Here is a 19,534-nt window from a genome sequence, read left to right as displayed (position 1 = left end):
CCATGAGCTATCAGGTGCTGGCACGTAAATGGCGACCACACAACTTTAAACAAGTGGTGGGGCAACAACATGTGCTAACAGCACTGGTGAATGCACTTGACCAAAATCGCTTGCACCACGCTTATTTGTTTAGTGGTACTCGGGGCGTGGGCAAAACCAGTATCGCGCGTATTCTTGCAAAAAGCCTAAACTGTGAAAAAGGCGTGACATCAGAGCCTTGTGGCGTTTGCCATCATTGCCAAGATATAGATCAAGGACGCTTTGTTGATTTACTAGAGATTGACGCCGCGTCGCGCACTAAAGTAGAAGACACGCGTGAGTTACTTGATAATGTGCAGTATAAGCCCGCACAAGGTCGCTATAAGGTTTACCTTATTGACGAAGTGCACATGCTCTCGAAAAGCAGTTTTAATGCCTTGCTTAAAACCTTAGAAGAGCCGCCAGAATACGTTAAATTTCTATTAGCGACGACAGATCCACAAAAGCTACCTATTACCATTTTGTCCCGCTGCTTGCAGTTTCATTTAAAGAGTTTAAGCAGTGACGACATCAATCAGCAACTGGGCTACATTCTCGGTCAAGAGCAACACAGCTATGAACCTGCCGCGCTGCAGGCGTTAGCCAAAGCTGCTCATGGCAGTATGCGAGATGCCTTAAGCTTGGCCGACCAAGCTATCGCCTTTGGTAATGGGGTTGTGAATTATCAGCCTGTTTTAGCCATGTTGGGCACCTTAGACCATCATCAAGTGACTCAATTATTGCACTTTGTTGCTGCAGGTGACGCGCAAAATACCCTCGACAAAGTATCGGAGTTAGTGACCCTTGGGCCAGACTTTGACTTAGTGCACAATGAAATAGCCGCCACCTTGCACCAAGTTGCTCTTGCTCACATGCTGCCATCGACGCTAAATGGTTTAGACAACAGTGAGAGTATTCAATTACTCAGTGAACAATTGTCGCCAGAGCAAGTACAGCTTTATTACCAAATTGCATTAAAAGGCAAGCAAGACTTACCTTTGGCTCCAGAGCCGAGAGTCGGGCTTGAAATGACATTAATGCGCATGCTGGCTTTTCACCCGGCAAAAGTCGCCACCAGCTTGCCATCTGCGCCAGTTAGCTCCGCTGTCAATGTAACCAACCCCGTGAGCTTGGCCGAGCCGTCCGTCAATGCACCAGCTCAGACTAGCCCTGCGAAGTTGACTGAATCAGCAACAAGTGCGCCAACTCAAGCGGTGCAAGTAACACCGCCGGCACCTCAAGTAGAGCTTACAGCTGAGGTTTCATCTGGGGTTAGACCAGAGGTTGAACCTGTGGAAACAGCACAACCTCCTCACGTTAGTCATAATGATGATTTCACAAGTCATCTCGACAAAGACATTCACGGGCAACCCAACGCTGAGCCACCAAGCCAAAGCGCTCATTATGCTCCGCCAAATGAGGAGATAGCCCAGCAGAGCGAGATGGCGTCGCAATCGCCGGCGCAGATAGCGCAACAGGTTGCATCAGTGCAACCCGCCATGCCAAGTGTCAGTAATGCCCTTGAAACCCGTAATATGCTGCGCAGTCGAAAGCTGGCGTTAGAGGCAGGTAAAAAACAGCCGGTGGTAAAAAAAGTGACCGCACCAGCTAAACCGAGTGTTGAACCTCAGCCGCTGGCCGCTGCGCCTGTCTCACAATCTCATGTTTCACAAACGCCTGTTTCGCAATCGTCTGCGCCGAGCAATGATATTCCAGAGGGATTTAATGAATTACCGCCGCTAGAGGCCTATGACAACGACTATGCGCAGTATTTCCAAACCGATGAATACGACCCCAGTTTATCTACACCGCAACACTTAAATACAAATGACGGTTTTGACGCCTCGCCAGCGAGCGAACCTGCGTCACAGCAATCGTCCTACCAGCAAGTAACGCAGCAACAAGCGCCAGTCACACCAGTGGCAAGTAGGCCTAGTTCACAAATTGCGCCGCTCGCTGATGTGCCATGGGACACAGGCGAAGCTCAATCGGTTGAAAGCGCGCCTGTTGAAGCGCCAACGCCCGCAATATCGGCTAGAACCGAAGCCGAATATACCCGTGCCATGCCCGACATGGCGAGTAAGTTTTCACCGCAAAATAACGACCCTTGGTGTCAGCTGATTGAACAAATGGGCTTAGTGGGCATATTACGTCAACTCGCCATTAACAGTGTCTGTATTCAAACGCCAAATGCAGTGCAATTAATGTTACAGCCCAGCAGTCAGCATTTAGACAATGCTCGTAATTTAGGTCAGATCACAGCGGCGTTGCAAAGCGTATTGCCCAATGTAGAGCAGGTTGAAATTGTAATAGGCCAGCATCAAACCATGCAAACGCCGGTGGAAATTGAGCAAGCCATTTATCTTGCTCGATTGGCTCAAGCAAAAGTAGATATCCAACAAGATGAGGCCATTAACTTCTTTATTCAGCGTTTTGGCGCGTCAGTGGATGAAGAAAGTATAAAACCCTTATAATGCCCTTGAAATAAGTTGGGTTGCCCCAACATTTAAACCATTAACCTGAATGAGAGAAAGAATATGTTTGGTAAAGGTGGAATGTCTGGCTTGATGAAGCAAGCCCAGCAAATGCAAGACAAAATGCAAAAAGCACAAGAAGAAATTGCCAAAATGGAAGTGGTCGGTGAAGCCGGCGCAGGCATGGTTAAAGTAACCATGCTTGGTAATCATAATGTGCGCCGCATTGAAATTGATCCTAGCCTAATGGAAGATGACAAAGAGATGTTAGAAGATTTGATGGCTGCTGCGATCAATGATGCTGTGCGCCGCGTTGAAGAAAATAGCAAAGATAGAATGGCCGACGTGACTGGCGGTATGCAACTACCACCAGGTATGAAAATGCCGTTCTAATACTTTGGCTAACTAAGCCATGGTAAAAAGCCAAGTTGCCTTGTTAAAAGCAAGCTAACTTGGCTTTTTTGTGCCTGACTTTTGCCTAAGTAACCATGCCTTACTTAGCTATTTAGCGTAAATAAAAAATAGGAGTGTGAGCAGCAAAACTTATACGGCTTTTGTTCAGTAAAAACACTAAAGGTCCGCAACTGAGTTAAGTTAAGCATTGGATCGTCCTTCTACCAGCAACTTTCAAGAAACTATTATGTCAGGAATTACAGAATTAGATGAATTACTTCGCTCCATGTCGCCTGAGTTGCCGAAGCGGCATTGCTAGCATTACAAGAGTTCAATATATAAAGTGCGCCATTGCATTAAGATATGGCTATTGCAAAGAGTCGCGTCATATTACAGTCACATTTTATTGTTTGGCAGAACTAAATGAATAGTCGCGACGTATTAACAGCTCTTTTGAGCACTACTGGGCATAATATAAAGAGGTAAATATGGCCATTTTAGAGATTCTCACCGCTCCTGATCCTAGGCTTAAAATTAAGGCCGAGAAAGTGCAGGATATTGAATCAGTACAAACATTGATTGATGATATGTTGGAAACCTTATACGCGACAGACAATGGCATCGGACTCGCTGCTACTCAAGTTGGTCGCAAGGAAGCCGTTGTCATTATCGATCTGTCAGATAGTCGCAATGAACCGTTAGTTCTGATCAATCCAGAAGTGGTCAGCGGAACAGATAAAGCACTAGGGCAAGAGGGGTGTTTATCGATTCCTGACTATTATGCCGATGTCGAGCGTTTTACGTCGGTTGTGGTAACCGCTTTAGACAGAGAAGGTAAGCCAATCACAATTGAGAGCGATGACTTTCTGGCTATCGCCATGCAGCATGAGATTGACCATTTATCAGGCAATATATTTATTGACTATCTGTCTCCCCTAAAGCGTCAAGTAGCACTGAAAAAGGTTAAGAAATACATCAAAGAAAATGCAAGGGCCTAGTTAAAAGGCGATTTAAAACAAGTGTTAATTATTTTTATTGCAATTTTAATCTAATAAGCATGTATTGATACGCTGTACACTTTACATTTTCATTGGTGGCCATAACAAATATGGCCACCGTAATGATAAGAGGTTTACATGTCCAACTTGAAGTTAGTCCCAGAACTCTATTGTGAAGATATTGAAGTAACAAAAAAATTCTATACTGAAGTATTTGGCTTTGAAGTGAAATATGAAAGAATTGAAGAGCAATTTGTTTATTTCACCTTAGGCGGCGTAGATATTATGGCTGAAGGTATCGCTGGGGTGGGGCGGCGATGGCTTACTGGTGAAATGGAGAAACCATTTGGTCGAGGCGTCAATTTTCAATGGGATGTTGCTGATATTGATGATTTATATTCGAGGGTAAAGGCCAGCGCACCCAACTCTATTTATCTTGAACTAGAGACTAAAGAATACCAATGCGCAGATCTCGTCGCCATACAGAAGCAATTTATTGTGCAAGATCCTGACGGGTATTTGTTTCGATTTTGCTGCGATAATTCAGGTGCAACAAAATAACAATCGGTGTCATACATGAATTAATGAATGAGCCTTTAGTCAGGAGTATGAATAATCAGGGCGAGCGCATGAGTGTACAAAATACAATCAACCAAGCGAACAAAGTGGAATTTTCTTATACGAAACGCCGTGAAATCATCCCTGATAGCTTAACTGCCGCATCCTTGCGGCAGATATTCGTCTAAGAAAACACCACTAAACGCTCAAAAAATATTCATGCGTTTGCCCTGTATGAACAATCCTGTGAAAATCAATTTTTTGAAGTAGCAAAAAATGGTTTAGCGCAGTATTTGGCACTTAATAATGAATTTTTCAACTATGGTCGTTTTCAATCTTTTTAAGGAGTGAAGAAATGAATCGTAAAAAAGCAATGCAGGCAAACATTGCCATTTCAATATTATTTGCCGTGGTAATGTTAGTCAGTTCATATTTAATTGCAGATAAAGATTTAACGCAAAACATTGTCATTATACTTATTGCAATTTGGTTCGTCCCATTTCTGTATTTAAGTAAAATAAGTAATCGTAAAGAAAAACCACAGCAGTGAAGACGTCTTTTGAGTTCCGTCCAGTTACCGAATGTCGAGTGTCTTCAGGGAGGTGTAGTTTTTACGTTTCAATCAATAAGGATTAAGTATGTTCAGTCACGTAATGGTTGGTGCAAATGATATTGCTGCATCAAAGGCGTTTTATGATGCTGTGATGGCGGTTTTAGGTCATCCGGAAGGTGTGTTTGACGAGAAGGGGCGTTGTTTTTATGTGACCCCCGCAGGCGTTTTTGCGATTACGTCGCCAATTAATGGCGAGGTGGCAACGTCGGGTAACGGGATGACGATTGGTTTTAAAGCAAGTAGTCCAGAATTGGTAGATGCATGGCATAAAGCGGGCGCTGCTAGTGGTGGTACTCCCTGTGAAGAGCCACCAGGTGTGAGAGGAAATGGACAGCGTAAGTTGTATTTGGCTTATTTACGCGATCCGTCAGGTAACAAGGTTTGTGCTACCCATTTCGTCTCTTAGTGTGATCGCTGCGCATGATGTAATGGCTTGTATTTATTGATATTACCGCGATGAAATAAGCCGAGCATTGCTCGGCTTATTGTTTTACGCCAAAACAGGCAAGATTGTCAATTAACTCCAGCGCTGCTTTAGTCCGCTATCAATGGATAGAGTATTTTTTCCGGCAAATTTCGCGTTCGGGGTTAATTAATAAATTTCGGTGCCATCAGTTTAAATTCGCCCGGATCCCAAATAAAGTTACCTTGGGTGAGTTTATCGCTGCCGTCGTGCGCTGAGCCGTAACTGCACATGATCACTCTATCGGAAATACGTGATTTTAATTGTGTGATAAAACGGATCAAATCTGCACGCGTCATTATTTCTAAGGCACTGGCCACTTGTTCACGTTGGTCAAAACGCCAGTCTTTATTACCTATGCTAGCCCAGTAACGTTGGCTACGGCTTTTTAGGTTAGCGTCTTTTTCGGTTATTTGGCTGATTAATCCCTGTTTGCTTATTTCCCATTGCGCTTGGGTGAGCTCCATTAACACTAAAGCAAAGGTGTCAATAAACTCGTCAATACAGCGTAATAAATGTTGTGGCCCGGCGACCGGGCTTTGAATGTAAAAAATTATCCCCGGATGACGATTGAGCGGCAAGTTGCCACTGCCCACGACATAGCCAAGTTGCTTACGCGTGCGTAATTCATGAAAGAAGGTGGTAGACATTATATGGTTAGCTAAGGTGTAGCGGGCCACGTGCATCGGTGTGGTGTGCATTGATTGGTAATACACTATCATGGCGGAATCATTATGATCGCAATTTACCTCGCGCACTAAACTGCCTTTGCGGGATATATCGACTAATCTGCGCTTAGTTTCTGCCCCCGGCGTGCTGTTTGGTGCCAGCTCTTTCAGTAAGTAATCGGCTAAGGTCTCAATTTCTTGTTGTTGCCAATCGCCGTGAGCAAGCACTTCAATATGTACTTGTTTGTATAGCTGCTCAACAAATCCGGGCATTTCGTCTACCGTGACGTCACTGATCGCCTTGGCCATTAAGCTGGCGGGTGGGTTGGCAGGTTGCAGCAGTGAGGTGAGCTGACTAAATAGCTGTGAAATAGGTTTGCCTTGCTTTTGGTTTTTCCAGCTGCGGATGAGTTGGCTTTTAATGTGCTCAAATCGGTCAGAGTCAACTTTGCCGAATTTACGGGTACTGAGCACCAGTTGCACTAATAAATATTGCTTTGCGGTTAGGCCACTAAAGTGCAGGGTAAAGCCACCTTGATGAGAGTAGATACGATAGCCTAGTCCTGCTATTTCGGCGGGATAGGTGATTTCGGTGAGCAAGTCTAAAAATAACTCTACCGCCAATCGTGTCATGGCAATATGGCGAATACTTTTTACCGCGTGCTCTGAATCAACCGCGATGTAGAGACTGCCTTTAGGGACGTTAAAGGTATTGTCTTTTTTGTACCAAACACGAAACCCAGCCTGATCTCTTAGAATAATTGGCTTTTCTGTGGTGGGGCCGGTTTGCGTGCCGTTTAACCCTAAGACGATAAAGGGGTTAGGCGGGGGTAATTTAAGTAACGGGTTGATACCGATTTGTTGCCAGTGGGCAATTCGCTCAGGCTCAATTTTTTTCACTGCATAAGGGGTAAAGTACCAAGCGGCTTCTTTATCGGTAGTCAGCCCTGCTGCGCTGACTAACATGCGCATATTGCTGGGGGAAAAGTAGTCAAGTAACTGGCGCAGTTCCGCTTCATCAAATCCGGCCATAATATAGTCGCCGTAGATCACATGCTCAGGCTCGTAGTGATGTAAATTGATGCTTAAATGAGACACCACGTCGATAGGGCGACTGGTTTCTTGAAATTGGTACGCTTGCTCAACAATGGCTTGCTTTTCACGGTAGCGCCAACTGTTGAGGCCTTGTTGTTTTATTTGAGCAATATAGGCAAACAGTTGATTAACTATTTCATCGCGCTCTGCTAGCCCTTTATCTGTTAAACCAAATGAAATATTAAAATCTTTAAAATTGGAGCCACTGACCCCGCCACCAGCGCTTAAACTGTTGATTAAACCTTGTTGTTTTAGCACTGAAAACAGGCTGTCTGGATACTCATTACCTAAAATATGACTAAGATAGGTGAGGGGTTTAGTTTTGTAGTAGTGATCGATACAAGGTAGTGCAAAAGCCACAAACAGTTTCTTGTGGTCTTTCACTGGTTGTACATGTATCTCAAGTTCCAGTTCAGCTTCGGTATAGAGCGGCGCTTCAATTGCCCATTTAGGCAGTTGTTTGTCGATGATGTTGCCAAAGTAGTGCTGTGCCCATGGTGCGAGCTCATCTAATTGATGATTAGACGAAATCACTAACGTCATCCGCGACGCACAGTATTGCTGTTGATAAAAAGCGATTAAGTCCTCTCGCGCTAGGCTTTGCTCGGTATCGGCTAGGGTTTGGCTGTTGCCGACCGAAAACTTGGCAAAAGGGTGGGCGGGGTTAACGGTTTCTTTATGCACTTGATATTGTCGGCGCACGTCATCATTAAGCTTAAGTTGGTACTCAGATTCAATCGCTTGACGTTCTTTGTCCACTAATTCTGAGGTAAAAAGTGGCGCGATAAAAAATTGGCTAAAACGATCTAAGGCGGCTTCAAGATATTGGGGGTCTATATCAAAAAAGAAGTTGGTGAACTCTGTGCCGGTCCACGCATTATTACTGCCGCCGTGCTGATTAATAAAACGCTGATATTCGCCGCTTTGTGGGTATTTTTCAGTGCCTAAGAACAACATATGCTCAAGAAAATGCGCCATGCCTTGGCGTTCAATAGGATCGTGGAAGTGGCCGACATTCACCGCCATTGAGGCTGCTGCAGAGCTTGCCTTAGGGTCGTGAATTAACAACACCTTAAGCTGATTCGTTAAGGTTAAAAATTGGTAGTCTTTTTTGTCATTAGGACTTTTTAGCAAGATAGCGGCTCCGGTGTATTTAAAAGAAACAAGGCCCATTACCACAATGACCTAAAAAGAGCATAAAACCAAGGCGTTCTCATTTGTATTTGTTATTATGGCGTAAAAATTAGCTAGCAAACAAATCTCATTAATTTGATGCAAGTGCTTTTACCAAAAGCGATAGCAACGTAAACTAGCCCATTACTTATAAAGCTCTTTCAGGTGATGTTTAATGCTTGTTTATATTATGCGCCATGGCCAAGCAGAAATGATGGCAAAAACCGATGCGCTGCGTCCGCTTACGCAACAAGGACATGATGAATCGGTAAAAATGGCGCGTTGGTTGGCGCCGCAGGTGAGCGAGTTAGATCATATTTTGTGCAGCCCATATTTACGGGCCCAGCAGACACTCAATGCTATTCAACCCCACTTGCCTCAGGCCTCGTCACTTGAGGAGTTAGCTTTTTTAACACCTTCAGGCAATACGACTGCCGTGGCTAATCATTTATTTCAGTTAGCAGAGCAAGGCATGAAACAAGTACTTATTGTTTCCCATCTGCCTTTGGTGGGTTATTTGGTGGGTGAGCTCTGCCCTGATGAAGGCTCGCCTATTTTTGCCACCAGCGGCATCGCTTGCATTGAACTAGACGATGATCTACAAGGCCAATTACACTTCTTACACGCCCCCCATAGCTTATTTCAATTTTGATATATACCCTTTCTACTTGAAGCTGCAGCGGTGTTGGCTAAGCTCGTTCACCCCAATCACATAGTTTATACCCAAGTTACCTCAAGATGCTTGTTCAGCGAGAATTTGTAGGCTGTTAGGCGCGACGCTGATTTGAGACATAGTTGTTCTACGTTGAAAATCAGCAACAAAGCATAACAGCCTACAAAACTCGCCCTTTGGGAGCCGCTCATTATGTTCATTTTTTCGTTAAAAAGCCTCGCAAGGGATCACCATTACTTCGTCTTTTTGCCTCAAACTAAACAGAATGAGCGGCTCTGAATCCTGCATCTTGAGGTGTCTTGGGTATATCTATGCTCATGAGGTTCACTCACTTGCCACCTACCTGCAACTCCAAGTAGTTTGGGTATAGATCTTGTCACCAAGATGACAATTGTTTGATATAAAACTGTCACACAGTCTCTTTATGCTGCTCGGGTTTCTTAAAACATAAGAGCTGAGCAGGTAATGAAAGAGTTTAAAGTGTATAACCCAGTGAAAATTGCAAAATACGTGAAAAGCTACTTTAAAGGCCAAATTTTTATTCAAGGCGTGGGACGGTTTGAATTTAACCAAGCGAAGTTACTCTTTACAGAGCAGGCGCCATTACATTATAAAAAAACCGCTTCAGAGGTGAACAAGCATATTAAAGCGCTACGTTTAGCCACAGCAGCATAAGCGTTGATTCGGTTTTAACGGCGCGCGTACATTTCTTCTATTTCAATCAGTACTAACAGCGCGCCATTACCGCCAAATTCTAACGGCGCTTGATGGAATGCCACCACATCAGGGTGTTGTGCCAACCAAAGCGGCGTTTTGCGTTTGAGGACATGAGTGCCAATACCATGCATCACGCAGCACGTTTGATAGTGGCGTTTTTTACATTCTCGGATTAAGGCGGCTAACTCAGCTTTGGCTTGCTGTTGGGTTAGTCCATGCAGGTCCAAATAAATCTCTGGCGCGTAATCACCACGGCGCAACTTTTTAAGCTCATACTTATCCGCACTGGGGCGAATATAGCGCGTTGGGCCTTGCTCTTCGAGGTGCGGCTCGTACAAATCAGAAAAATAATCCTTCTCTAACTCATCACGTACGCGGTCATGTTTTATTTCTTGGCGCTGAATTTTTTCCTTGATCCTAGGTTTATCCGGTTTTATGGTATCCTGCTTTATCTTACGGGCACCGGATACTGCATCTTTAAACAGAGAAAAGTCGTCTAGATCTTCTTTGTTTGTCATCTCTGGGCCCCTGATAATTCAATTGAATGAGTGTAAAACCGGCAATACTAACCGAGTTGGAGTGAAATTTGGACAAGAATTTGCAAGCCGAAGCTGTTGCAGAACTGCAAACCATCGGCGACATGATCCGCTGGAGCGCTTCGCAATTTAGTGCGAATGGCTTATTTTATGGCCATGGCAGTGATAACGCCTGGGATGAAGCGGTGCAATTAATTTTGCCAAGTTTACATTTGCCTCTTAATATTGGCCCCGATGTGAGCCAAGCTAAACTGACAAAAAGTGAGCGTGAAGCGCTGGTGGCCTTGGTGGTGAAACGTATTGTTAAACGTATCCCAACCGCCTATTTAATTAATCGAGCTTGGTTTGCAGGACTAGAATTTTACGTTGACGAACGTGTATTAGTGCCGCGTTCACCGTTCGCTGAGTTAATTTTACAAGGTTTTGCCCCTTGGGTGTCAGAGCAGCCTACGCGAGTATTAGATTTATGTACCGGTAGTGCGTGTATTGCGATCGCTTGTGCTCATGCTTTTCCTGAGGCCGAAGTGGATGCGGTAGATATTTCCATTGACGCCCTTGATGTGGCGCAAATCAATATTTGCGATCACGGTTTAGAGCAACAAGTTTTCCCGATGCAGTCAGATTTATTTGATGAGTTGAAAGGCCACAAGTACGACTTGATCGTATCTAATCCACCTTATGTGGACCAAGAAGACATGGACAGTTTACCCGATGAGTTTCACCATGAGCCTGAACTAGGCTTAGCGGCAGGCTTTGACGGATTAGATTTAGTGCGCCGTATGCTGGCGCAAGCAGCAGATATGCTAACTGAAAATGGCGTATTATTTGTAGAAGTCGGGAATTCACAAATCCACCTCGAACAAGCATACCCAGATGTGCCGTTTACTTGGCTTGAATTTGAGCAAGGTGGCCACGGGGTGTTTATGTTGACACAAGCACAATTAAAGCAGCATCAACAGGTGTTTTCCGTTTAATTTTTAGGAAGTAAAGGCATGGCAGGGAACAGTTTCGGACAGTTATTTAGAATTTCTACTTTTGGTGAAAGCCATGGTGTGGCTTTGGGATGCGTCGTCGATGGCGTACCACCGGGCTTAGAAATTTCAGAAGCCGACTTACAGGCAGATTTAGACCGACGTAAACCGGGTACATCGCGCTACACGACACAGCGCCGTGAGCCAGACCAAGTGCGTATTCTATCGGGTGTATTTGAAGGTAAAACCACCGGCTGTAGCATAGGCTTATTGATTGAAAATACCGATCAACGTTCGCAAGATTACTCGGCTATTTCAGGACTATTTCGTCCCGGTCACGCTGATTACACTTACCATCAGAAATTTGGTCATCGCGATTATCGTGGCGGCGGTCGCTCCAGTGCACGTGAAACCGCAATGCGGGTGGCGGCTGGCTCAATCGCGAAAAAATACCTATTTGAAAAGCATGGCATTACCGTGCGTGCCTATATGAGCCAAATGGCTGATATCAAAGCCGAGACCATTGATTGGGACCAAATTGAACAAAACCCGTTCTTTTTCCCTGATGCCAGTAAGTTAGAGCAGCTTGACCAATACATGCGCGACTTGAAAAAAGAGGGCGATTCAATTGGCGCTAAGATCACTGTGGTTGCGCAAAAAGTGCCTGTAGGATTAGGTGAACCGGTATTTGATCGCCTTGATGCCGACTTGGCCCATGCGCTAATGAGCATCAATGCCGTGAAGGGTGTTGAAATTGGTGATGGCTTTGACGTGGTCAATCAAAAAGGCACCCAGCACCGCGATGAATTAACGCCAGAAGGTTTCACATCAAATCACTCTGGTGGTGTGTTAGGCGGCATTTCAACGGGTCAGGACATTATTGCGCACATTGCCCTTAAGCCGACGTCTAGTATCACTATTCCGGGTAAAACCATTACGGTGGATGGTGAGCCGACGGAAATGATCACTAAGGGACGTCACGATCCTTGTGTGGGCATTCGCGCTGTGCCGATTGCTGAAGCCATGATGGCCATTACCTTAATGGATCATTACCTGCGCCACCGTGCACAAAATAACGATGTAGTGACGCAAACCCCTAAAATATAGGGTTATAGCTTTGCTAGTTGAAACGAAATGCTGCTTTTTAACGAAAGCAGCATTTTTTGTTTTTAAGCAATTTAAAACTGTGAGATAGACAGGATTTTTAAGCGTATTTTGGTATAATCGGCTCACTATTATTATGCGTGTATTACAGGGACCTGTGAGCAAATGATCCCCATTTTAAGTCATCAAGAAAACATTGATTCAAACGCCTTATCTTTTTTAGATGCATTAGCCGCAACAGCTTTTGCTGGTGATATTGAAAAGTCTTATGCCAGTCGTTTAGCGGTTGCCACCGATAACTCGGTGTATCAAAGTTTGCCACAGGCCGTGGTATTGCCAAAGCACCAGCAAGATCTGGTTATTTTAACGCAATTGGCCAGTCAGCCTGAATATCAGCAAGTACGTTTTTCACCTCGTGGGGGTGGCACCGGCACCAATGGCCAATCACTGACTCAAGACATTGTGGTGGACTTATCTCGTCACATGAACAAGGTGTTAGAAGTCAATGTGGCTGAGGGTTGGGTACGTGTTCAGTCGGGAGTGATTAAAGATCAGCTCAACGACGCATTGCGCCCACATGGCTTCTTCTTCTCGCCAGACTTATCAACCAGTAATCGCGCCACTATTGGCGGTATGATCAATACCGATGCGTCGGGTCAAGGCTCGCTGAAATACGGTAAAACCAGTGATCATGTATTGGCGCTTACCTCGGTATTAGTCGATGGTACGGTATTAGATTCAGCCCCTGTGAGTAACGAGCAAGCTAAGCAGTTGGCCGAGCTGCAGGGCAGCGTGGGTAAAATATACCGCCAAGTGCTCAGCACTTGTGAAGCCATGCAGCAAGAAATTGAACAACGCTTTCCTAAGTTAAACCGCTTTTTAACCGGTTATGACTTAAAGCACGTTTATGACGCTGAAACGGGTGCGGTCGATTTAAGCCGAATTTTATGTGGCTCTGAAGGCTCATTGGCTTTTATTACCGAAGCTAAACTGAATATTACACCCATCCCTAAATATCGTGCCCTTATCAATGTAAAGTACAATAGCTTTGAGTCAGCGCTGCGCAATGCGCCATTTTTGGTCAAAGCCAATGCCCTGAGTGTTGAAACCGTTGATTCCAAAGTCTTGAATTTAGCCAAGCAAGACATTGTGTGGCACAGCGTATCTGATTTGATTCAAGACGTGCCTGACAAAGAAATGGACGGCTTGAACATGGTGGAATACGCCGAGCATGATAAAGATAAGCAAGCTGAAAAAATCGCCACCCTTTGTCAATTGCTAGATAACAAAATCGCAAATGGTGAAGATGGCATTATTGGCTACCAAGTGTGTGATGATTTAGCGGGCTTAAATCGTATTTATGGTATGCGTAAAAAAGCAGTGGGTTTATTAGGCGCCGCTAAAGGCCGTGCTAAGCCGGTTGCGTTTGCCGAAGACACTTGTGTGCCACCAGAAAACCTTGCAGATTTTATTATGGAATTTCGCGCCCTACTTGACGGCAAAGGCTTAAACTACGGCATGTTCGGCCATGTTGATGCAGGTGTATTACACGTGCGTCCTGCGTTGGATATGTGCGATCCACTACAAGAAGTATTAATGCGCGATGTTTCCGATAAAGTGGTGGCGCTGACAGCGAAATACAAAGGTTTAATGTGGGGCGAGCACGGGAAGGGGTTTCGCTCGGAATACGGTCCGGCGTTTTTTGGTAATACCTTATTCAGTGAGCTGCGTAAGATTAAGTCTGCCTTTGATCCAGATAACCGCGTTAACCCCGGTAAAATTTGTACCCCTTATGAGTCTGATGAGGCGCTGGTTAGCGTTGATGCCGTTAAACGCGGCTTTTATGATCGCCAAATTCCAGTGCAAGTACGTGATAGCTTTACTGAAGCAGTAGACTGTAACGGTAACGGTCTTTGTTTTAACTACGATGCCTCATCACCTATGTGTCCATCGAGTAAAATTACGCAAGACCGTCGTCATTCGCCAAAAGGCCGTGCCGGCTTAATGCGCGAATGGTTACGTCAGTTAGTGAATAACAACGTGGATATTATCCAACTTGAAAAAGAGTTACTTGCGGGCAAAAACGATGTCAGTTTGGTGAAGCGTTTTGCAAACACTTGGTCGAAAAAGCGCGGACAATATGATTTCTCTGGCGAAGTGATGGAAGCGATGGAAGGGTGTTTGGCCTGTAAAGCCTGCTCGAGCCAATGTCCGATTAAAGTGGATGTGCCAACGTTTAGATCGCGTTTTATGTTTTTATATTACAGTCGCTATCAACGCTCATTAAAAGATTACTTGGTCGGCTACTCTGAGCTTTACACACCTTTGATGGCAAAAGCGCCGGGCTTGTTTAATGTGTTCTTAAAGCAAGATTGGGTACAAAAAATTGCCACGAAAACCACGGGCATGGTAGATATTCCGGTATTAAGTCAACCGACACTCGCCCGTTCGCTATCTGGCCATAGTGCCATGGCATTTAATATGGACAAGTTAGCGGCGTTGTCGACGGCTGAGCGCGATAAAACGGTATTGATAGTGCAAGACCCGTTCACCAGTTATTACGATGCGGATGTAGTGCGTGATTTGGTTTTATTAGCTGAAAAGCTGGGCTTTAATCCAGTGATCTTACCGTTTAAACCTAATGGCAAACCGCAACACATTAAAGGTTTCTTGCGCGACTTTGCCAAAACGGCCAAAACAGCGGCAGAGTTCTTAAATCAGGTAGCACAACTTAACATCCCAATGATAGGCACCGACCCTGCATTGGTGCTTTGTTATCGCGATGAATACAACAAAGCCTTAGGCGATGAACGCGGCAACTTTAAGGTTGAGCTATTTCAAGAATGGCTAACGCCTAAGTTAGCTGATATCAAACCGATGACGGCAAATAAAATGTCTTACTACTTATTTGGCCATTGTACTGAAAAGACCAATCTGCCGAATTCAACCAGTGATTGGCAGAAAATTTTCAAAGCATTTGGTGCTGAGCTAAAAGAAGTCAGTGTCGGTTGTTGTGGCATGGCAGGAACCTATGGTCACGACGCCAAGCAGTATGAAAACTCAAAGGGCATTTATAGCCTAAGTTGGCAGCAAGAGTTGGCGAAGCACGATCATAACCAATGCTTAGCAACAGGCTACTCATGTCGTAGCCAAGTGAAACGCTTTGAAGGTGAAAAATTGAAGCATCCGGTGCAAGCGCTTCTGTCTTTGGTTTAACTTTTTCGTCGCGAGCGAGAATATGAGACGGCAGTAAAACTGGGTTTTACTGCCGTTTTTTGTTTAGGAGTATCAGATGCCTAGGATTTGGAAAAAACCAACTCACTTAGCTCGGCTTAATGCTTTAAGTGAAAATACTTTAGTCTCCCATCTGCAAATATGTTACACCGAATTAGGGGATGATTATTTAGTGGCAACCATGCCTGTTGCTAGCTTTACACATCAACCTTTTGGCTTGTTACATGGCGGTGCATCGGTGGTGTTAGCGGAAACCTTAGGCAGTGTGGCGGGGAATCTAGCGGCGCCACTGGGCAGAGTGTGTGTCGGTCAAGAAATTAACGCTAATCACGTACGCAGTGTGCGCTCAGGTTTCGTCACAGGCAAAGCCACTGCCGTTTATATTGGTGGCCGCAGTCAAGTTTGGAATATTAACATTACTGATGAGAAATCAAGGCTAATCTGTTGTTCACGATTAACCTTGGCGGTGATTGCTGAGCCTACACCTAAAGTTTAATGCTGCATTGCGGCGTATTCACGTTTGAGATCTTGTAACCAAATATCACCGAGAATACGCGCGTGCATGCTCTTCGGTGAGAAGTGATAGTAAGCCAATAGATATTCGTAAACTTGCTTAAACGCTTCATCAAAGCCATTGCGCTCAATGCTGCGAGAGCAAGTGGTGGCTTTTTCATTTTTAGGATTCACGATAAAACCGATGCGCCAACCATTCTTGTGATCAGGTGCTTTTACCTTGATGTGTTTAAAGTGGCCGTCTTCGTAGAAATGTTTGATAAAGCTTTCTTGATGTAATTCACCTTGTTCGTCGCGCCATTGCTCATCGAGCTTTTTGGCTTCATGCTTTTTAAGGGCTATTTCTTCTCGGCTCAAGCCATCAATGTTAATAAAGCGCTGCTTTTGTACTTTATTTACTTTACGACGGACATGAATGTAGCTTCTGCCTTCTAATTCTCTAAGAACAATTGACATAGGACTCTTTATCTTTACGAAATAAGGTTAGCAAAATTTTAACGCGCTTTTAATGGGTAACGTGTTGGTCTAGCGAAAGCTTGATATCGACAAACACAGGAGTAGCGCTGGTGTTTGATTTATATTTTGTGTCTGGAATGGCATATTTTCAAGCTAGGCTCAGCCAATACCGACATAAGTTAGAAATAATTGATACTCTTTATTGGTAATATCGATTTCTATAATTGATACATGTATAAACAAACCTTTATACCCAAGCATCTTGATGCTGTTTTGGGTATAAAGGGGTTAGCGCCAGTCGAGCCAATAACGATAATCTACCATTTGCTGCTGGTCTAAGGTGTGCTTAAAATTGTGGCTAGGTTGGCTGAGGCATTGAGGATGAATAAACTCGGGCTCAGACCAACCCACATAACCGCCCATGTAGTCACGTTGATACCCCCAACTGCCACAGGCTAATAAGTTATCGTATTGGTCCTCTCGCTGGCAGACGACGCAGGTTTCAAACATCACGTTAATCGGCTCGCCTTCCTTGCCATAGTGATCCGAGGCATAGGGGGTGTCATAGAGTGCGACTGTTGAGGCGCGCATCGGCCTTATTGGCCAAGGTTTATCGTTGATATCGATTGGGCTGGCGTGGGTACCGTAGCCATGCTCTAGCGGGGCGTGATCATAAAAAGGCTCTTCAAACTGATGGGGGACATCAATTTGCATCGGTTGCTCATCTTCAGATAAGCGCAAATTTGAGCGACGAATTTGCAGTAGACGATAGCGATCGCAACGAGCGACATTTTGCTGCTTGAGTCCACCTGCTTGATTGCTTAAAAAGTGTATTTCAATGCCGACACCAGTGGCATTGTCATAAGGCGTATAGGACGCCCGCTCACGACCATTGTGATACCACTCTTTAGAGAAGACTAAAATACCCAGAGGCTGGTTTTGAAAGCTGACTGGGCAGGATTTCCCCACCAGTAAGTCTTCTGCCCAAGCGCTAGAAAGGTTGAGCCAGAGCATCATTAGTACAAGACAAAAAAGACGAAACAATCCCATACGCTTTGATCCTATTAAGGAACGCCAGATTGTTAGTATAGTATTGGCTGTGGAATTAGAACAAAGTTACAAAAAGTATTTGGCCGCCCTCTGATGTCGCAGACGTCAAGTCTTAATGACCTTGACGTTATTGCTCATGGTTTTAGGATTAAGATAAGCGGAATTGGCTTAACATTTTGTCGAGTGCAAGCACATTTTCTGTTAATTGACGGCTTTGCTGTGCACTGCGCGCTGACAGCTGAACACTGTTACTGGCGCCGTCACTGACATGGGTAATGTCGCTTGCTATCTCTCTAGTTACTGCGGTTTGTTCCTCTGTCGCAGTGGCTATGGCCATAATCATGGCTTCCACTTGCGTCGCCTTACTGACAATCTCTTCTAGCGCGCGGCGAGAGGTTTCACTGATGGCTGCGCCTTGTTGCACGAGTTCACGGCTTTCTTGTGAGTTTTTCACCGCGGCTTTGGTCTCACGTTGAATCGCGTTAATCATTTCAGATACTTCTTTAGTCGCGTTACTGGTTCGCTCAGCTAAGTGGCGCACTTCCTCTGCCACCACCGAAAAGCCGCGGCCAAGCTCGCCCGCGCGGGCGGCCTCAATGGCGGCATTCAGAGCCAGGAGGTTGGTTTGATCGGCAATATCGGTAATGACTTTGATCACCGAGCCAATCTCATCACTACGTTGGCCCAGCTTTACGATACCGTCAGACATATTCTCGATGCGACTGGCAGTACTATGGGCACTGCTGACCATTTCATCCATGACTTTGCTACCGGCTAGGGCTTGGTCGCCAGCGGCTTTGGCCTCTTGGCTGGCATTGGCGCTTTGCTGCGCGACATCTTCTACTGTTGCATTCATTTCTTCGGCTGCCGTGGCGATTAAATCCGCCTTGCTGGCTTGCTCTTCACTGGCTGACTGAACTTGTAAGCTGCTTTGCTCTAGTTCATCACTGGCGGTTTTGACTTGGTTAGAGACACCGCTAATGGCGGTGATGAGATCACGTAATGAGTGCTGCATCTGACATATAGAGTTAGTCAGTGCGCTGATTTCATCTTTTTTGTGACTCGGCGTGAGGGTCATTGCTAAGTTACCTTGCGCAATATCGTCAGCTGCTTTCACTAAGGTTTCTAAGCGTGTGGTGATAGAACGAGATAATATGAACGCAATACTTAGCCCAAGCAGTACCGCTATAGTAGTGATGGCGATTTGTCCAGTTTGCATCTCATTTAGGGTACTAAGTTGTACCGCCATGCCTGAGTTGACGTCCGTAGCTTCTTCTTCGGCCATGGTCTGAAGCAGGTCTTGTAGCTCGTTATACAGGTCATTTTCTATTTGATTTAAGTTGGTGTAGGCCGACAGTAATTGTTCGGGCGAAGCCTGATTTGGTTGATAAGTAGCGAAAACTTTTTGTTCAAGAGCCTGTTCATATTCTTGAATGATTTTTCCCATGTTAACCATTTTGGTGCGGTTAGCCTCGGTATCTGATTCTAATTGTGAGAGTTGCTCAAATAAAGGGTCAAATTCATTTCGCAATTCTTTGTATACTTCAGCTTCTTCTGTTTCCCCACTTAGGTATTCAAACGCGGTCAACTCCATCTGGCTAAGTAGATTAAGCATGCGCAAACCTATCATTGCGCCGGGTACATCATCAGTAGCGATATTATCTGCAATCTTACTGGCATGGTCGACCTTGTACCAGGCAACCACACTCATGCCTACCATCATTAATAAAATGGCACCGAAGGCGAGATAAAGTGATTGTGAGACTTTTAGATTCATAGTGTACCCCGTTGCTTAAAACATATAACTATCAATATATAACAGTTACT

General features: G+C 44.9%; 17 protein-coding genes. 12 read left to right on the top strand and 5 right to left on the bottom strand.

The features are described from left to right. Positions 1-2: 2 nt before the first annotated feature. From dnaX to K6Y31_RS12885, 6 genes are all read left to right on the top strand, one after another. Positions 3-2,492 carry a DNA polymerase III subunit gamma/tau gene (dnaX, locus tag K6Y31_RS12910; protein WP_233053384.1) on the top strand — a complete coding sequence of 830 codons (2,490 nt, stop codon included), beginning with the start codon at positions 3-5 and terminating at the stop codon, positions 2,490-2,492. A 63-nt stretch (positions 2,493-2,555) separates the two neighbouring features. After that, a complete protein-coding gene (locus K6Y31_RS12905; protein WP_232800525.1) occupies positions 2,556-2,885 on the top strand; it encodes a YbaB/EbfC family nucleoid-associated protein in 330 nt (109 codons plus the stop codon). A 488-nt stretch (positions 2,886-3,373) separates the two neighbouring features. Then, positions 3,374-3,883: a peptide deformylase gene (gene def, locus K6Y31_RS12900; protein WP_233053383.1), complete on the top strand. Its 510-nt coding sequence runs from the start codon at positions 3,374-3,376 to the stop codon at positions 3,881-3,883. Between the two features lie 138 nt (positions 3,884-4,021). Then, the gene (locus tag K6Y31_RS12895; protein WP_233053382.1) at positions 4,022-4,444 is read left to right on the top strand and encodes a bleomycin resistance protein; all 423 of its coding nucleotides are present in this window, start codon (positions 4,022-4,024) and stop codon (positions 4,442-4,444) included. Between the two features lie 352 nt (positions 4,445-4,796). After that, a complete protein-coding gene (locus tag K6Y31_RS12890; RefSeq protein WP_233053381.1) occupies positions 4,797-4,991 on the top strand; it encodes a hypothetical protein in 195 nt (64 codons plus the stop codon). 88 nt (positions 4,992-5,079) lie between these two features. Further along, positions 5,080-5,460: a VOC family protein gene (locus K6Y31_RS12885; protein WP_232800530.1), complete on the top strand. Its 381-nt coding sequence runs from the start codon at positions 5,080-5,082 to the stop codon at positions 5,458-5,460. Positions 5,461-5,642: 182 nt separating this feature from the next. On the opposite strand, the gene K6Y31_RS12880 is transcribed toward K6Y31_RS12885, so the two are convergent. Continuing rightward, positions 5,643-8,453 (bottom strand): insulinase family protein, encoded by a 2,811-nt coding sequence (locus tag K6Y31_RS12880; protein ID WP_233053380.1) that lies wholly within the window; start codon positions 8,451-8,453, stop codon positions 5,643-5,645. Between the two features lie 175 nt (positions 8,454-8,628). On the opposite strand from K6Y31_RS12880, the gene sixA reads away from it, so the two are divergent. Together sixA and K6Y31_RS12870 are read left to right on the top strand one after the other, a co-directional pair. Continuing rightward, entirely contained in the window at positions 8,629-9,105 is a 477-nt protein-coding gene (gene sixA, locus K6Y31_RS12875; RefSeq protein WP_233053379.1) for a phosphohistidine phosphatase SixA, read from the top strand. A gap of 486 nt (positions 9,106-9,591) precedes the next feature. Beyond that, positions 9,592-9,801 (top strand): DUF1107 family protein, encoded by a 210-nt coding sequence (locus K6Y31_RS12870; RefSeq protein ID WP_232800533.1) that lies wholly within the window; start codon positions 9,592-9,594, stop codon positions 9,799-9,801. A 14-nt stretch (positions 9,802-9,815) separates the two neighbouring features. On the opposite strand, the gene smrB is transcribed toward K6Y31_RS12870, so the two are convergent. Next, positions 9,816-10,361 carry an endonuclease SmrB gene (gene smrB, locus K6Y31_RS12865; protein WP_233053378.1) on the bottom strand — a complete coding sequence of 182 codons (546 nt, stop codon included), beginning with the start codon at positions 10,359-10,361 and terminating at the stop codon, positions 9,816-9,818. Between the two features lie 68 nt (positions 10,362-10,429). On the opposite strand from smrB, the gene prmB reads away from it, so the two are divergent. From prmB to K6Y31_RS12845, 4 genes are all read left to right on the top strand, one after another. Beyond that, on the top strand, positions 10,430-11,353 hold the full coding sequence (gene prmB, locus K6Y31_RS12860; protein WP_282560174.1) for a 50S ribosomal protein L3 N(5)-glutamine methyltransferase: 924 nt from the start codon (positions 10,430-10,432) through the stop codon (positions 11,351-11,353). An 18-nt stretch (positions 11,354-11,371) separates the two neighbouring features. Continuing rightward, entirely contained in the window at positions 11,372-12,457 is a 1,086-nt protein-coding gene (gene aroC / locus K6Y31_RS12855) for a chorismate synthase (protein WP_233053377.1), read from the top strand. Between the two features lie 162 nt (positions 12,458-12,619). Beyond that, complete coding sequence (gene ydiJ, locus K6Y31_RS12850) at positions 12,620-15,670, top strand: D-2-hydroxyglutarate dehydrogenase YdiJ (protein WP_233053352.1); 3,051 nt, start codon at positions 12,620-12,622, stop codon at positions 15,668-15,670. A 76-nt stretch (positions 15,671-15,746) separates the two neighbouring features. Then, a complete protein-coding gene (locus K6Y31_RS12845; protein WP_233053350.1) occupies positions 15,747-16,184 on the top strand; it encodes a hotdog fold thioesterase in 438 nt (145 codons plus the stop codon). On the opposite strand, the gene K6Y31_RS12840 is transcribed toward K6Y31_RS12845, so the two are convergent. The 3 genes from K6Y31_RS12840 to K6Y31_RS12830 all read right to left on the bottom strand — a co-directional run bounded on the left by K6Y31_RS12840 (position 16,181) and on the right by K6Y31_RS12830 (position 19,484). Beyond that, entirely contained in the window at positions 16,181-16,657 is a 477-nt protein-coding gene (locus K6Y31_RS12840; protein ID WP_233053341.1) for a hypothetical protein, read from the bottom strand. The two genes, K6Y31_RS12845 and K6Y31_RS12840, sit on opposite strands and share 4 nt — an antisense overlap. 288 nt (positions 16,658-16,945) lie before the next feature. Continuing rightward, on the bottom strand, positions 16,946-17,707 hold the full coding sequence (locus tag K6Y31_RS12835; RefSeq protein ID WP_233053339.1) for a hypothetical protein: 762 nt from the start codon (positions 17,705-17,707) through the stop codon (positions 16,946-16,948). Between the two features lie 148 nt (positions 17,708-17,855). After that, a complete protein-coding gene (locus tag K6Y31_RS12830; protein WP_233053337.1) occupies positions 17,856-19,484 on the bottom strand; it encodes a methyl-accepting chemotaxis protein in 1,629 nt (542 codons plus the stop codon). Between the last annotated feature and the right edge of the window lie 50 nt (positions 19,485-19,534).

This window comes from Motilimonas cestriensis, from assembly GCF_021295315.1.
Classification (GTDB): domain Bacteria; phylum Pseudomonadota; class Gammaproteobacteria; order Enterobacterales; family CBDFNC01; genus Motilimonas; species Motilimonas cestriensis.
Note: the sequence above shows the minus strand (reverse complement) of the source record. Positions and strands in the feature narration are given on the sequence as shown.